The sequence below is a fragment of the Silvibacterium bohemicum genome (assembly GCF_001006305.1).
GTDB lineage: Bacteria > Acidobacteriota > Terriglobia > Terriglobales > Acidobacteriaceae > Silvibacterium > Silvibacterium bohemicum.
The window spans coordinates 601,979-617,395 of sequence record NZ_LBHJ01000012.1 but is presented as its reverse complement, the minus strand read 5'-3'; the positions used below and the strand labels follow the sequence as shown (position 1 = coordinate 617,395).

General features: G+C 58.1%; 9 protein-coding genes. 6 read left to right on the top strand and 3 right to left on the bottom strand.

Features of this window, described 5'->3' with window-relative positions:
• Positions 1-68: 68 nt before the first annotated feature.
• Positions 69-1,361 carry a sensor histidine kinase gene (locus XX99_RS18845; protein ID WP_082125715.1) on the bottom strand — a complete coding sequence of 431 codons (1,293 nt, stop codon included), beginning with the start codon at positions 1,359-1,361 and terminating at the stop codon, positions 69-71.
• A gap of 382 nt (positions 1,362-1,743) precedes the next feature.
• Here XX99_RS18845 and XX99_RS18840 point away from each other — a divergent pair, with 382 nt between their 5' ends.
• Positions 1,744-3,216 carry a TolC family protein gene (locus XX99_RS18840; protein ID WP_082125714.1) on the top strand — a complete coding sequence of 491 codons (1,473 nt, stop codon included), beginning with the start codon at positions 1,744-1,746 and terminating at the stop codon, positions 3,214-3,216.
• 58 nt (positions 3,217-3,274) lie between these two features.
• On the opposite strand, the gene XX99_RS18835 is transcribed toward XX99_RS18840, so the two are convergent.
• Positions 3,275-5,653: an Orn/Lys/Arg family decarboxylase gene (locus XX99_RS18835; RefSeq protein WP_082125713.1), complete on the bottom strand. Its 2,379-nt coding sequence runs from the start codon at positions 5,651-5,653 to the stop codon at positions 3,275-3,277.
• 204 nt (positions 5,654-5,857) lie between these two features.
• Here XX99_RS18835 and XX99_RS18825 point away from each other — a divergent pair, with 204 nt between their 5' ends.
• From XX99_RS18825 to XX99_RS18815, 3 genes are all read left to right on the top strand, one after another.
• Positions 5,858-6,928 carry a SurA N-terminal domain-containing protein gene (locus XX99_RS18825; RefSeq protein ID WP_184085091.1) on the top strand — a complete coding sequence of 357 codons (1,071 nt, stop codon included), beginning with the start codon at positions 5,858-5,860 and terminating at the stop codon, positions 6,926-6,928.
• Between the two features lie 129 nt (positions 6,929-7,057).
• Positions 7,058-8,371 (top strand): MFS transporter, encoded by a 1,314-nt coding sequence (locus tag XX99_RS18820; RefSeq protein WP_050060907.1) that lies wholly within the window; start codon positions 7,058-7,060, stop codon positions 8,369-8,371.
• Positions 8,372-8,463: 92 nt separating this feature from the next.
• Positions 8,464-9,186: a hypothetical protein gene (locus XX99_RS18815; protein ID WP_050060906.1), complete on the top strand. Its 723-nt coding sequence runs from the start codon at positions 8,464-8,466 to the stop codon at positions 9,184-9,186.
• On the opposite strand, the gene XX99_RS18810 is transcribed toward XX99_RS18815, so the two are convergent.
• A complete protein-coding gene (locus tag XX99_RS18810) occupies positions 9,173-10,456 on the bottom strand; it encodes a tetratricopeptide repeat protein (protein WP_050060905.1) in 1,284 nt (427 codons plus the stop codon). The two genes, XX99_RS18815 and XX99_RS18810, sit on opposite strands and share 14 nt — an antisense overlap.
• Here XX99_RS18810 and XX99_RS27795 point away from each other — a divergent pair.
• Together XX99_RS27795 and XX99_RS18800 are read left to right on the top strand one after the other, a co-directional pair.
• Positions 10,421-11,131: a hypothetical protein gene (locus XX99_RS27795; protein ID WP_184085119.1), complete on the top strand. Its 711-nt coding sequence runs from the start codon at positions 10,421-10,423 to the stop codon at positions 11,129-11,131. The genes XX99_RS18810 and XX99_RS27795 overlap by 36 nt on opposite strands.
• Positions 11,132-11,644: 513 nt before the next feature.
• Positions 11,645-15,217, top strand: coding sequence for a TonB-dependent receptor (locus XX99_RS18800; protein ID WP_082125709.1), 3,573 nt, complete (start codon positions 11,645-11,647; stop codon positions 15,215-15,217).
• Positions 15,218-15,417: the final 200 nt, after the last annotated feature.

Sequence of the window (15,417 nt, the reverse complement as noted above, 5' to 3'; positions counted from 1 at the left end):
GCGGCCGGGGCTATCGTCACTCAGCATGTCAGCATGCCGCCCGAAATTGCGCAGGGCAAAGCTAGCGCCTAATGACCGCCGCTGACGCGAAGTTGGGAGTCATTTCGCTGGGAGTCATTTCGCTCGCCTTCCGTCCGTGAAAACTTGATTGCCGAGCCTTGGCGGGTGGATTCCCCAACCGGAGACGGGGAAGCTCCGCCACGCGGAATCACTGCCAGCGGCCGCATATTGGTGGGAAGGAACATGCTAAACACAGTTCCGTGGCGCTCGGGGGACGTCGACGAACGAAGCTGCAAGTTCCCGCCATACCGGCTGAGAATTGCGCGCGTGACCCACAATCCGAGGCCAGTTCCGTGCTGTCCCTTGGTGGTAAAGAAGGGTTGCCCGAGGCGATGACGGACTTCAGCCGACATGCCCGAGCCGTCGTCCGCTACGGAGACGCGTATCCCCTGGACGCCCTGATCTGACCAGTTGCGCGCAGAGCGAATCCGAAATTTCAACAAGCCGCCTGCGCTGGTGGCTTCGATAGCATTGGCGATCAGGTTCGACAGAACTTGCCGCATCTCGCCAGGAAAGACCGACACCTGCTCCGCAGATTCGTACTGCCGCAGGATGCGTAGATTCTTTTCGGATATTTTCCGGTGGTAGAGGGCCACAACCTCCTCGATCAATTCGGAGAGCTGCACCCGTACTGGGACGGTGGTCTCCCGCGAAAAGGTCAGAGTCTGTTTGCTGATTTGAACAACCCTGCTCAACTCTCGCTGCGCCAAGGTCAAATACTGCTTCCACTTGTTTGGATCATTCCGCTCGGCCTCCATCAGGTACAAAAGGTTGGTGATCGACTCCAGCGGATTGTTGATCTCATGAGCGATGGAGGCGGTAAGCCGCCCGATGGTGATGAGCTTCTGGTTTTCGCGCAGGATCTCGGCCGCGCGGTCCAATTCTCCCTGCACGCTGGCATTCACCCGGTGGGTTCTGCTATCGCGAAGCGCCCGCGCGAGGATCGAGGGCAAGCGGTCGAACTCCGATACCTTGACGATATCGGTTGCCGCGCCACGCCAAGCTTGCAAGGCACCGCTTGCGTCGCCATCGCTTCCGAGAAGAATAAGAGGAATTTCATGCGGGCCGCTGCGAGTCTGGTCGATGATCTCCGAGACTTCCATGCCGTTGTAGCCGCTGGCGGGAGCCAAAATCATATCGACACTGCCGTTGCGGAAGCGGGAAAGAAACTCTTCGCGGCTGGAAACGGGGTCCAGAATGACGGTTAGGCCGCCCCTGCGGACCGCCTGCCTCACTGCGTGTGTCGACGCCAAGTCGTTCATCAACAACACGATTCTCGATATGGACAGTTGGTTGATCATTTAAAACCTCAATGCGCAACGGCTTAGTATCTCCGCTTCCAACTAAACCGAGGCATGGGACAAACAAGTGTGCGTACCGCTTCACACGGTCATCTCGCCGGAGCTCTTGCGCGTCCGGATCGTACCAGTTACGATGTCGGCCACCCCTAGGCCGTTGCTTATTAATGCACTATCGAAGGCTGGTAATGCACGATGGTGCTGCCAATCCTGACCGCGATAGTATTCGGCCTTTAAAATCAGCCGCTTGAGAGTGCCGATTGTCACGTACAGCGTTGCCGCTTCTCGAGAGCGGGGCGCATCTGCTTTATTCGTAATTATTTGGCATCCCTTTGAGCCGATCAAAATCTAAAACTCGTAGTATTCGAGAAGGCACTCCGCAACGATGAATCTCCCTAAAGCTCTAACGTTTGGAACGGCTACCCTGTTGTTGCTGGCGGGATGGTGCCGCAGTGCTCTAGCCCAGGCCAACCCGGATAATTCGGCGCAGAACTCGTACGCCGGCAGCGTGCAGGCAGTAGCCGCCACCCCCGAAGTCAAACAGCTTTCTCTGGACGACGCCATTCGGCTGGGCATCGAGAACAATCTGGCGCTCACCCTCGCCAAGCAGAACCAGAAGATTGCCGAGGCCCAGAAGCTGCAGCTGGCAAATGCTCTTCTGCCCAATCTGTCCCTGCATGCGGATCACGGCGTTCACCAGATCGACCTGTCCAGTTACGGCTTCAGCCCGGGGATTCTGCCCTCTTTCGGAATAACGCCAGCGCAAGTGGCAGCCTTCCCCACAATTGTTACGGTGAACTCGACCGACGCCCAGGTGAATATGTCGCAAGCGATCTTCACCTGGTCGGGTATCGATGTGTGGAAGGCAGCCAAGGCAAATGAAAAAGCCGCCTATTACAACACCCAATCGTCCCGCGGGCTGGTGGTTCTGAACGTGGGAACAGCCTACCTGAAAGCGCTGGCGGCATCTTCGCAGGTGGATTATGCCCAGGCTCTGCTGAAAACGGACGAGACGCTGCTATATCAGGCGCACGAGGAGCATGTGGCGGGTACAGCGGCCAACCTCGATGAGTTGCGCGCGCGAGTCCAGTATCAGACACAGCAGCAGACACTCATCTCGGCTGAAAACAGCTTCGAGAAGTCCAAGATCGCGCTCCTTCGGCAGATCGGGATCGCACCCGAGCAAAAGATTCAGCTAACCGATGCGACTCCTTACGCCGATCTTGCCTCCCTGACTATCGAAGACGCGCGCAAGGAAGCTTACGGAAGCCGCCAGGACTTCCAGAGCCTGAAGCAGCAGATCCGGTCGGCGCAGCTGGAGCGGCAGGCGGTGAAGCACGAGCGCTTTCCCAGCATCAACTTCGACGGAAACTATGGTGTAACCGGCGTGACCGGCCAGATCTATCACGGCCTCTTCACTGCTGAAGGAACGATCAGCATTCCGATCTTCGATGAAGCGAAGTTTCGCGGAGACAAAGATGTCGCGGTCGCGCAGGTAGACGAGATACGCTCGCAGCTCAACGACCTGACCAACAAAATCGACCAGCAGCTGCGCGACAGTCTGCTCGACTTGCAGACCGCGGCGGAGCTGGTGCGCGTGGCGCGGAGCAATGTGGACCTAGCAACGACCGCGCTGGGACAGACGACCGACCGCTTCCAGGCTGGCGTAGACGACAACCTGCCCGTAGTACAAGCGCAATCCACACTGGCGCAGGCTCAGACGCAGTACGTCAATACTGTCTTCCAATTCAATCAGGCTAAGTTGGGATTGGCGCGCAACCTGGGAATTATCGACACGCAGTACAAGAACTACATCCCCGGCAATTCTCCGGCTCCGCAGCCTCAGGGCGGCAAGTAGGCCACGCTTCCGGGCCCCATCAGGCCCGGTCTTAAAGACCAGGCCTGGAAGTCTCAACCTACAGGGTCTTCTTCACTGCGCGTGTTGCCGGACGGGTGCGCGGCTTTGCAGACTTCGATTGCGATGAGCCGTTGGTGGTCTCGATCACTCCGCGCGTCCAGAACTGGCCTTGCGCGTCGACTTCGATGCCGTGCACTTCGCGCTCGAATCCAGGAAAGCGCTTGCCGAACTCTTCGAGCGCCAGCAGCAGCTTAATGGTCGGGCTCTCCGCATCACCCAGCCGCTCGCCGGGCATACGAATCGGAATGCCCGGAGGATAAGGCACCAGCATTACTGCCGGAATTCTGCCCGCCATCTCCGTGATCTTCACCTTTTCGGTACCGTTGCGAATCAGCTTCTGGTATGTCTGCGCGGGCGTCAGCACTGGATTCGGCTCGGTGTCGCATGCGGCGTGCAGCAGACCGGGCAGGTTCAAGTCCTTCATGCTGGCATGCATCTCGTCGCTCAACTGTTTCAGCGTCAGGCTGCCGTAGCGGTCGGGATACTTTGCGGCCAGAGCCGGCAGGGCTTCGGTCAACATCGCTTCCTGATCGTAAAGGCGCTTGAACTCGAACAATGTTTCGAGCAGGCTGCCCCACTTGCCTTTACTGGTGCCGACAGAGAACAAGGTAAGGATGGTGTAGTCGCCGGTGCGCGCGATCTCGACGCGGCGAGCATCGAGAAAGGCGGTGAGGATCGATGCCGGGATGCCCCAATCCTCCGTCTGGCCGCCAGGCTTCATGCCGGGCATCAGGATGGTGACTTTGGTCGGATCCAGCAGCACGTAGTCGTCGGTGACATCTTCGGCTGCGAAGCCGTGCCATTCTTCTCCCGGCTTCAGCGTCCAGCATTGCGCGGACTGCGACAGAAGGGTATCGGGTGCGTCTTCAAAGCGGAAAGTTTCGCCGCTAGCGGCATCCTGCACGTTATCGGGCTGGAACATGCCGAAGAACCACCAGTCGCCTTCTTCCGACTTGAGTCGGTGAGCCACCGAAGCCATTGTCTTGCGGAAGGTGATGGCGTCCTGAATGGTCTCGGTCATCAGCGTCGAACCGGCAGGCTCGTCCATCATCGCCGTCGCCACGTCGATCGACGCGATCATGGGATAGAACGGCGAGGTGGTGCCGTGCATCATGAACGACTCGTTGAACTGGTCGAATTCCAGAGGAGCGCGCTGGCTCAGCTTCACATGGATCATCGACGCCATGGAGAAGGCGGCCAGCATCTTATGCGTGGACTGCGTAGCGAAGATGAGCGGGCGGTTCGGCATCTCCTCGGGTACGTCCATGGCGAAGCGGCCGCGATAGAGGGGATGGAACTTGGCGTAGGCGTACCAGGCTTCGTCGAAGTGCACGCGGGGCACAGTTTTGGCTAGTTCTTCTACGACTGAATCCACGTTGTAGCAGAAGCCGTCGTAGGTGGAATTGGTCACGACCGCATAGCTGGGCTCTTTCGACACGGCTCGGGCTGCGAACGGACTCTTCTCGATCAGCGCCTTGATGTGCTCGGGTTTGAAGCGGTCGAGCGGCACCAGGCCGATCATGCCGTAGCCGTTACGCGTGGGCTTGAAGTACACGGGCCGCGCGCCGGTGACGGTGAGCGAGTGACAGATGGACTTGTGACAGTTTAGATCGGCCACCACCATCTCGTCCTGCCCGATGACACCGTGTCCGACAATCTGGTTCGATGTCGACGAGCCGCCGAGGACGTAGAAGGTCCAATCGGCGCCAAAGATGCGAGCGGCGTTCCGCTCCGACTCAGCTGGCGGTCCAACGTGATCGAGCCATGAGCCCAGCTCGGCGGTGGAGATGCCAAGATCCGAACGCATCAGGTTTTCGCCGAAGTAGTTGTGGAAGGCCATGCCTACCGGATGCTTCAGGAATGCGACGCCGCCCATGTGTCCCGGCGCGTCCCAGGAGTAGGCGCCCTGGTCGGTGTACTTTACCAGCTCGCGGAAGTATGGCGGCAGTAGCTGCTCGTGATAGCGCTCGACGGCGAAATCGACGCGGTTGGCAATGAAGGCCGGCGTATCGCCGAAGAGGTGGATGTATTCATGCACCTGCTTGACCACTTCAAGAGGTAGCTCGCTTACCAGCGTGCGGTCGGCAATGAGGAAGATGGGCAGCTTTTTATTGCGGCGCCTGACGGCGCGGATGATGCGCAACGCGGCGCGCTCGTCGAACTGATTGTTTTCAGCCAGATCCCAATCGAGCAGAACTGCGCTCTGCGACGGATCGGATTTCACCAAAGACAGTCCGTCTTCCGGCGTGACCGTACGCACGACGCGGTAGCCTTCTTCCTGAATGGCGACGACGAGCCGCTCCATCGCACGATCGGCGACAGAGTCCGTTCCACCTACTTCGCTGGCGATAAGCAAGACCCAGCGGCCCTGATGCATTCCCAACCTCACTTCTCCCGTGGATCTATTCTTTGCTGGTTTTGAGCAAAATCCCTTCAAAATACTACAGGCAATTGGTGAATATCCCGTAAGTCCGGAGGGTCTATTTTTCTCCGGTCCGCGTTTGACCTCGCGCACTCCGGGGCGTTGAGTGCGGCGACGATTCCACCCTCTGCGTCCGATTGTTTACACTCAATGTCGAGGATGTCCTTCGCTACAAACGTTCCCGGGAATGGATCTGTCAGGAATAGGTCCGCCACTTCGCATACGCTCGGGCGGTACCGCCTTCCCGCAGTTGCGGTTACCGGCCTGATCTTCGGGGTCATCGGCTGCCATCGAGCTGCTCCGGCCGGATCACTGGCGATGGTCAATGGCGCGGCAATCAGCGCGGCGCAGGTAGATGAATACGACCGGCTGCATCCGCAGGCTTTTTCCGGAGAGACGGGAGAACAGCGCCGCCTGGACGTGCTCGGACAGGTGATCAACGACGAGATTCTGGAGCAGCGGGCGAGACGATTCAACCTCGAAGCCACCGATGAAGATGCCTCGGAAAAGCTGACCGAGATGAAAGCCTCCTACACGCAGGAGGAGTTCGACCAGCAGCTGCGGGCCGCGAATCTCACGCTCGCCGACATGCGAGCACAGGTGCGGCGGGAGCTGACGATCGACCGGCTGCTGAACAAGGACGTCTTTTCGCGGATCAACATCACCGACGCCGATCTTTCCACCTACTACACAAGCCATCAGGAGGAGTTCAACCTCTCCGAGACGCGCTATCATCTGGCACGCATCGTAGTGAGCGCGCTACCAGGCTCCTCGCCGAGCATGGCAACGGCAGGCCAGCAGGCAAGCCGGGAAAACGCACTGCGGACCATTCAGATGGTTCACCTTCGCCTGCAAGAGGGTGAGGACTTCAGCTCATTGGCGAACAGCCTGGCGAAGATCAAGACGGCCGCGATCGATGGCGACGCCGATGTCGATTTCACGCAGTCTCAGCTTGATTCCGACCCTCTGCTGCGGGATAGTGTCTCCAAGTTGCTGGCCGGGCAATCGACCGATGTCCTGCAGAGTCCGGATGGAAACCAGTTTGCAATCTATAAGTTGCTGTTCCGCGAACCTGCAGGCATCTATAGCTTCGGCGACCCACGGGTGCAGCAGTTCATCCGCGAAAAGCTGCGCGCGCAACGGGCAGAACTGCTGAAGACAGCCTATGTGGATATGCTGCGCTATCAATCGAACATCGAAAACTACTACGCCGAAGGCTTGCTGCGCTAACCGTACAATAGGAGAGCAGTACTAGCTCCCCGACTTCAGTTTTTTCCAACGTAGTCAAACTCGACGGCTCTCCCGCCGGCCGATTGAACGATCCGACCTTCACTATTGCGAACGGTATAGAAGCGACGAATGCCCGACCAGCCCCCGAGTAAGGCCGCAGCTGCATTTCTCTCTCGCGATTTTCGCCGCTACCAGGCGGCCAGAGTCATGGTCATTATTGGATCGGAAGCGCAGGCGCTGGCCGTGGCCTGGCAGGTTTACCAGATCACGCACAAGGCCATCGATCTTGGCTACACCGGCTTGGCACTGTTTCTGCCCGGACTGCTTTTCATCCTGCCTTCAGGGCACGTTGCTGATCGCTTCGACCGGCGGCTAGTGATTCTGATTTGTTATGGCCTGCAGGTCTTCTGCACGCTGGCGTTGTTTTTCTTCGCCTGGCACGGGCTACGCAGCGTGGTCCCTATCTACGCGGTGCTTTTTCTTATAGGCACGGGCCGATCTTTCAGCGGACCAGCCAGCTCTGCGCTCATTCCGCACCTGGTGCCCAAAGAGCACTTCGTCAACGCGGTGACATGGGGCGCAACCTTCTTCCAGATTGCCAATGTCAGCGGGCCTGCAATCGGCGGTCTGCTCTTCACTCTGCCGTTACTGCACGGCTTCGCCCATCGCTTTGCGGGAGCGCCGCTGGTTTATATCTTCACGCTGCTTTGCCTGCTGTGGTTCATCGCGCTGATGAGTTCGCTCTCTGTGCGTCCCGGACGCATGGAACATCGCGCCGCATCGATGGAGGTGATTCTCGCCGGCTTTCACTACGTAGCGCGGACGCCCATCCTGCTCGGCTCCATCTCGCTGGATCTTTTTGCCGTGCTGCTGGGTGGAGCAGTGTCGCTGATGCCGATTTTTGCGCAAGACATTTTGCATGCGGGGCCGCGTGGTCTGGGGCTGCTACGCGGGGCTCCGGCCATCGGAGCGCTGGTAGTTTCGGTTTCGTTGACATGGTGGCCGATACGACGCCGGGCCGGCGCGCTGATGCTGTGCTGCGTCGGCATCTTCGGCGCATTTACCGTTCTCTTCGGCGTTTCAAAGAGCCTGCCGCTCTCTCTGTTCGCGCTGTTCATGGTGGGCGCGTCAGACATGGTCAGCGTGGTGATTCGCTCTTCCCTGCTGCAACTGGGCACGCCGCCGGAGATGCGCGGCCGGGTGAGCGCGGTGAATTCGCTGTTCCTGGGCGCATCCAACGAACTGGGCGAGTTCGAGAGCGGCCTCACCGCACAATGGTGGGGAGCGGTGCGCGCGGTAGTTATCGGCGGTATCGGATCGATGGCAGTCACCGGATTATGGAGCGTGCTCTTTCCTTCGCTGCGCCAGGCAAACGAGCTTACGGCTGAGGCCCTGCTGAATGTCGAGATTGGACAGTCGGCACAGGAAGTGGGACACCGCTGAGACGCATCAGAATATGAAGCGCCGAATAAGCGATTCGCGAACGAACAGCGCGCGGAACGAACCTCAGCGCGGATGAAGAAAGGATTTCTGCGATGAAGAACCTGAAGATAATCGGACTGGTCACCCTGCTTTTGCTGGTGGTCTTTGGACTTCGCATCTACTTCATCTGGCGGGAGCGCAATGCGCCTGTGGCGCAGAAGCCGCAGCGTGTGGAGCGTCAGTTGACCGCGGACGATGTAGTGCTGCCGCGCAAGCTTTATATCGACGATCTCAAGTCGGCGAAGGCGCTGATCGGCAAGACGGTATGGGTGCAGTCCGGATTTACGCTCGACTACTATCCTTACGTTGCCCATCACGTGGAGTTCGCGCATCCGGCCGGCGTACTGCCCAGCGTCGAACCTCTTCAAATCGAAGACATCCTCACGGAGAAGGCTCCGGCCAATCTGGCTACGCGCGTTCCTCTCGGCGACAAGCAGGTATTCGCGATCTTTAAGAAGCGCGATGACAACAAGGAATTCGCGACTGCCATCGGCTCTATCCAGGGCGATGACTCGAAGTACTACTGCGACGACATCTTCTACTACGATGATCCGCACCAGATGTATAAGCACTGGGCGGCAGATGTGTGGCAGAGCATCGATCAGCATCAGGCCAAGGCGGGCATGAGCGAATTGCAGGCGGCGATGTCGCTGGGCATGATTCAGCAGTCCGACTCTTCGGACATTGGCAATCGCACCGTTCATTACGACGCCGGAGGCAAGAAGTGGGCGGTGGCCTTCGAGAAAGATAAGGCAACGAACGTCACAGCAGAGTAAGCTCTACTCCTACCTGTTGGATTACGAAGGACCAGTCATTGCGCTGCGGCTGCCGAAAGATACGCACGGTGGGATACCACGGGCTGTCGCTGCACTGAAGCTGCCATCGCCAATCGGGCGCGAAAGGCAAGAGCAGCCAAGTAGGAACACCCAAGGCTGCGGCAAGATGCGCGGTGGAGTTATCGATGGTGATAACTAGATCCATGGCCGCAACCTGTGCGGCAAAAAAATCCATGTCAGCAAGTTGATCGACGGTTCGGTCGATGTGAAGAGGTGCGCCGGCGGCTTGCTGCTCAAGCGAATCGTGGTCCCCATATTGCAGACTTATCCAGCGGAGATCGGGCAGCTCCAGCAGCGGAGCCAGCGAGGATAGGCCGATAGAACGCTTTTGGCCTGTCTGTTTATTTCTGGTGTGCCATGCCAAGCCAACTAGCGGACGGCCATCAGCGTAGCTAGTGTGAAATCGCTGGCGCTCCGCGGGATCCGCGACTAAGTAGGGCGACTTAGTCGCTGCAAAGGCAGAGTGAGTGGTGCGCAAAATTCCCGGCAGGCTGCCGCTGGGCAGATGAGCAGCAATGTCGAGATCGGTATCAGTCACAGGATCGTAGCCGGATATCACTTTGACCTCGGGAAATGACCGCGCAAAGAGCGGCTTGAGGCGCGGGTCGCAGTCGAGAACGATGTGATTGCCGGTGCGGACAACATCGGGAACAAGTCCCGCAAACATGATCTCGTCACCTATGCCCTGCTCACCCCATAACAGGAGACGGCCAGATGGAAGCCGCTCGCCCTTCCAGAGCGGCAGCGGATAGGATCGCATCGGAGTTTCATAGTCGGCGGTTCGCCAACGCTTTTCGAAGTTACGCCAGCCGGCTGCCAAATTTCCTTGCAGTAAAAGTGCCATCGACTCGGCGACGCTGGCTTCGGCCAGGCCGGGGTTCAGAGACAGCGCACGGCGATAACACGCCAGGCTTCTCTCTACATCACCCTGGGCTTGCAATACATTGCCGAGATTGACATAGACCTCGGCCAAGTCAGGATTAAGCGCCAGTGCGCGCCGGTAACTCTCAGATGCTTCCCCCAACTTGTCCTGCGCCTGCAGGACATTGCCGAGATTGGAGTGGTAAGAGACGGCTGCGGGGTGAATCGCGATCGCCTTGCGGATGAGGTCGACGGCTTCGTCGTGTTGTCCCGATTGATAGCCGGCCATGCCCAAAAGATGCAACGCGTCGGCATGATGCGGATCGATAGCGAGAACCTGCCGATACATTTGACCGGCTTCAGCCAGCAAGCCCGCCTGATGATGCTGAAGTGCCTGGGACACCATTGCCTGAACAACTGCGGACGAAGGAATAAATGGGTCCGGCATCTGTTTATTTTATGGCAGCCGGAGAACTGGAGCCAATGCGATCGCGACGCGATACTCGTCAAAAATGCTACTCAACGAATTACGCGCTTATTGGATGAGGGTTTAACGACAAACCTTGAGCGCCCAACTAAGCTTTTCCCCAATGAGGTGATTTCCATGAAACGATTTTTAGCAAGCGCTTTTATCTTGGCGGCAAGCTTTTGTACCGCGGGCCTGCAGGCGCAAACCCGTGAATTGCGCGTCGCAGTCCCATTCAATTTTGTCGTCGGCAGCAAACAACTTCCCCCCGGCAACTATCGGCTCACTCCCGAACCAGACGACGTCATTGTTATTCAAGATCGTGACCGGCCGCTCGGGGTTTTGGTCAAGCTCGGCATCGGTAATGGCCACCAATTCGATGGGCCATCGCGGCTGGTCTTCCACAAGTACGGTGAATACTATTTTTTAAGCGAAATTCGTTCCCCCTCGATCGCCATGAACGGACAAATACCCCGTTCGAAGCTGGAGAAGCAGGTAAAAGCGCAGACGCAACAGGCAGCGCTAGAGCAGGAGACGGTTCTAATTGCAGGTAATTGACAAGGGCTTTTGAGGGACGGTCCCTGGCGCGCTCTTCCCGTCCCTCAATTCCAGGAAGTCTCATTCTGCCGATTTGCCAAAAGTTGAATGCCCTCCGGTTATCGTTTCGCGCAGGAGTTCAACGCTCACCCAGGGCCGGCCGTATTCTCGTCAAAACCACTCCTAGCGACGAGCGCTAATACTCGGACGATCGCAGCTGCCGTCACCGGTCGCCGTTATCTTCGCAAGAAGACCCTCCATCTACGGACTAGACTCAAACGAATCGCGGCAATTCAGTAAATACCCTTCGCCGAATACTTCGCGTCACGACGATTATTCTGTGAGCTCTTTTAGAGCCGCGAAAAATATCCAGCAATCTCCTCTTCGAACGACAGCATCTAAGCCCACATGCGGAAGCTGTCGGTGAGCGGATTTGTGCGTTCACAATGATGACCGTGTAGTACATAGCTTTTCAGTACATATACAGGGCAATCCAATGTGATTGGCCCCCGCATCCTTTTTGGAGGCAGTCTTATGAAGTTCCGGATGTATCCCCCATCTTCTCCGCGTAGCCGGAGAGGAATCGCCTTTCTTTCTTCAGTCGTCGTCCTCTTTTCCATCTCTCTTCTGTTTTCTCTTCCCGCGAATGCGCAGGCGGTCTTCGGATCGATTATCGGTACGGTGAATGACCCGACCGGCGCGGTCATTCCAAATGCAACGGTCACGGTGACAGACACAACCAAAGACGTTTCGCAGACCGTGACCAGCAATGCCAGTGGAAATTTCGAAGCCACGCGGCTCATTCCCGATACGTATGTCGTCAAAGCCGAGGCTTCGGGATTCGCTCCCGCACAGTCGCCGAACGTGAGCATTCTGGCGAGCCAGACGCAACAGATCAATCTGCGCCTGACGCCGGGATCTGCTGCGCAGACGGTAACCGTCACCGACGCAGCGCCGCCCCTCAAAACCGATAGCGCCGATGTATCGCAGACATTGGACTCACAGCAGGTGAGCACCATTCCCAATATCAACCGGAATGCCAGCCAGCTCACCCTGCTTAGCCCTGGTATTCAACGATCGAGCTTCAGCATCAATCCCACAGAGAATCCCCAGGGAACGGTGGCCGTAGAAGCGAATGGAAGCAACTATGGAACTCTGGGCTGGGAGCTGGATGGCACCGATAACCGCGAACCGGTTGACGGCATCATCGTCGTAAACCCAACGCTCGATTCCGTTAGCCAGATCACGACCATTACGCAGGATTATCCGGCAGAGTTCGGTGGCGCCGTAGGTGGATTCGTGGTGGCTGAAACGAAGTCGGGAGGAAATCAGTTTCATGGCGACCTCTTCGACTTCCGCCGCAGCGGCGAATTCGAGGCCCGCGATCCATTCACGCAATATCCCGGAGTTCCTTTTCCCGGCCAGCTGTATAACCAGTTCGGCGGATCGTTCGGCGGCCCCATCAAGAAAGACCGGGCCTTCTTCTTTCTCGACTATCAAGGCACGCGGCAGCGTGTCGGCCAGACGCTTCAGCAGAATGTTCCCACCGCGTTGGTGCGCAGTACATGCCTGAGCGGAGCCGGTCCCTGCAATCTGAGCCAGTACGCTACAACAGTATTCGATCCGGCCACCGGAACCACTTATCCGGCAGCGGCCGTTCCAGCTTCGGTTCTCACCGCGCAGGGCATTGCTCTGCTGAACGCGCTGCCCGCGCCGAATTCAGGTGCGGCCGGCTCGACGGTTAACAATTACGTCGCCTCCGGAAACGGCAACAACGACGGAGACCAGGCCGATGCGCGCTTTGACGCGCAGGCTACGCCCAACATTCACGCCTTCGGCCGTTACGATTACGCGAACTATCGGCTCTTTGGCGCTGCGGTCTTCGGCGCTGCCGGAGGGAGCGGCTTCGGAGTGGGAAACACCACCGGCAATGATCAGGTCCAGAACCAGAGCGCATCCGTTGGCTTCGATTGGGCTGTGCGTCCTAACTTGCTAACCGATTTCCGCTTCGGTTTCCTGGATTACCACGTCGACGAAAACAAGCTCGACTATGGCGCCGCGCCGGCAGCGGCGATTGGACTACCCAATCTGAATCAGGGAACGCTCAGCACCTCAGGCTCACCTACATACAACCTCGAGGATGGCAGCATCAGCAACTTCGGCACACAGGGTTGCAACTGCCCCCTGCTGGAGAGCGAACAGGTCTTTCAAGTCGCTGATAACTGGACGATGATTCATGGCAATCATTCCGTCCGTTTCGGTGCAGACCTTCGCTATGCCTTGAACCTCCGCAACGCTAGCGACTTCGATCGCGCCGGCGAGCTCAGCTTCGGATACGGCAGCACGACCGTTCCGGGGTCGGCTGCACCGACGGGTTCGGGCCTGGCGTCTGTATTGCTGGGCTTTGTCGATACCTTCCAGCGCTATGACGTTTATAGCCAGACTGCCGGCAATCGTCAGAAGCGCGGTGCGTTTTATGCAGAAGATCGCTGGAGGGTGACCCCGACTTTCACCCTGAATTATGGCGTTCGCTGGGATATTGTCTTTCCCGAGACGGTTAATAGTCCCGGGCAAGGTGGATTTACCGATCTTCCGGCGGGCATAATTCGTGTAGCTGGTGTCGGTGGTTTCGGCACCAATGGCGGCGCCAACGTGGACCTCACCAACCTCGGTGGACACCTGGGCTTTGCCTGGCAGGCGCGACCGGGAACGATCTTCCGCGGAGCAGCGGCACAGGTCTTCGACGACGAAGGGTTTTTCGGAACCATCTTCGGCAGCGCGATGACTCACAATCTACCGGTTTACATCGACGAGGATGCGACCAAAGGCAACGCGAATGGACAGTATCAGTATTCCTTCGGAACGCTGCCGGCCAGTCCCGCCGCACCCTTTATCCCAGCCAACGGAATCATTCCCATCCAGAATGGCTTTAACGCGCCGTGGCGGCCTAACACGCTGCTTCTTCCCAAAGTCGACCAGTGGAATTTGAGCCTCCAACAGCAGATCACCGGGGACATGACCTTCACCATTGCATATGTAGGGAATGTCGCCGAACGCATCTATCCGGGCGAGACTTACGGGTTCAGCGCGAACGAACCGCGGCTCCCGTCGACTCCTGCAGATCTGACTGCGGTCGATCCCAACATCCCGACACCTTGCACGCCTGGCTCCCCGAGCGGATGCAGCCGCGATCAACGCAGACCTTATTTCGATCGCTTCACCAGCTTATACAACGGAGCAGTTGTCAACTGCTGCAGCCAGGACATTACTTCCTTGTTCCCCGCAGCGCGTGCCAACTACAGTGCACTGCAGGCAACCGTTCAGCAGCGCTTCGCGCACGGCTTCAGCATTCTCGCCAATTACACGTGGTCGCGCGCGCTCAACTATAACTCCACTTACTTCGCGCAAAATCCTCGCGTGGAGTACGGACCGAACGACACGAATCGCAATCAACTCTTCACCATCACTGGGCTGTGGCAGTTGCCGGTAGGAAAAGGAAAGATGCTGCTGGGCGATGCGAACCGCACAGTCAACGAACTGCTGGGCGGCTGGCAGCTTGCGGCGAATTCTACATGGGAGGGCGGACTTCCCTTTACACCCACGTATGGCGAGTGCGGCAGCGATCAGGACATCGACAGCAACTTCGCCAGCCCCGGCACTTCCAGCGATTGCCGGCCTGACAAGACGGGTGGAACGCTGCCTCTGAACGTCGGCAGCCTCGACCCTGTGACGCATGCGATCCGGTATTTCTCTCCTGTGGCGCCGCTTGCCACGGCCGGATCATCCTCAGGTGCGTTTGCCCGGCCCGCTTTCGGGACCATTGGCAATGTAGGACGCAATTGGCTTCGCGGTCCTTCTGACTTCTTTGCGGATGCTTCGGTCTTCAAGGACATTCCCATCCGAGAGCAGGTGAGGGCGCAGATTCAGTTCCAGGCGTTCAACGTCTTCAACCATGTGCCGCTTGGAGTTCCAAGCGCTTCCAATGCCCGCTGCATCGACTGCAGCACTGGCGATTCGGGCCTAATCACCGGAGTCGACAGCGCAGTATCGGGCGCTGGTTTGCCATATATGCGAACCCTCCAGTTCGGAGCTCGGCTGGAGTTCTAATCTCGCGTCGCGTGCTCGTCATTCTGAGCGAAGCGAAGAATCTCGGCGATGTTCGTTGATCACCGTCGTTGAGATTCTTCCTTCGCCCGGTCGTGAGACTGACGGGACATTACAAAAATTAGTAGACCGCTCGAATTCTCATAAAGGGCTGCGTGGATCGATGAGATCGCCGCAGCCTTTTTCTGACATTTTCACGCCTT

Coding starts and splice junctions, on each gene's coding strand:
- XX99_RS18845 (WP_082125715.1), bottom strand. CDS start 1,361: ATGATCAACCAACTGTCCATATCGAGAATCGTGTTGTTGATGAACGAC.
- XX99_RS18840 (WP_082125714.1), top strand. CDS start 1,744: ATGAATCTCCCTAAAGCTCTAACGTTTGGAACGGCTACCCTGTTGTTG.
- XX99_RS18835 (WP_082125713.1), bottom strand. CDS start 5,653: ATGCATCAGGGCCGCTGGGTCTTGCTTATCGCCAGCGAAGTAGGTGGA.
- XX99_RS18825 (WP_184085091.1), top strand. CDS start 5,858: ATGTCCTTCGCTACAAACGTTCCCGGGAATGGATCTGTCAGGAATAGG.
- XX99_RS18820 (WP_050060907.1), top strand. CDS start 7,058: ATGCCCGACCAGCCCCCGAGTAAGGCCGCAGCTGCATTTCTCTCTCGC.
- XX99_RS18815 (WP_050060906.1), top strand. CDS start 8,464: ATGAAGAACCTGAAGATAATCGGACTGGTCACCCTGCTTTTGCTGGTG.
- XX99_RS27795 (WP_184085119.1), top strand. CDS start 10,421: ATGATGCGGATCGATAGCGAGAACCTGCCGATACATTTGACCGGCTTC.
- XX99_RS18810 (WP_050060905.1), bottom strand. CDS start 10,456: ATGTATCGGCAGGTTCTCGCTATCGATCCGCATCATGCCGACGCGTTG.
- XX99_RS18800 (WP_082125709.1), top strand. CDS start 11,645: ATGAAGTTCCGGATGTATCCCCCATCTTCTCCGCGTAGCCGGAGAGGA.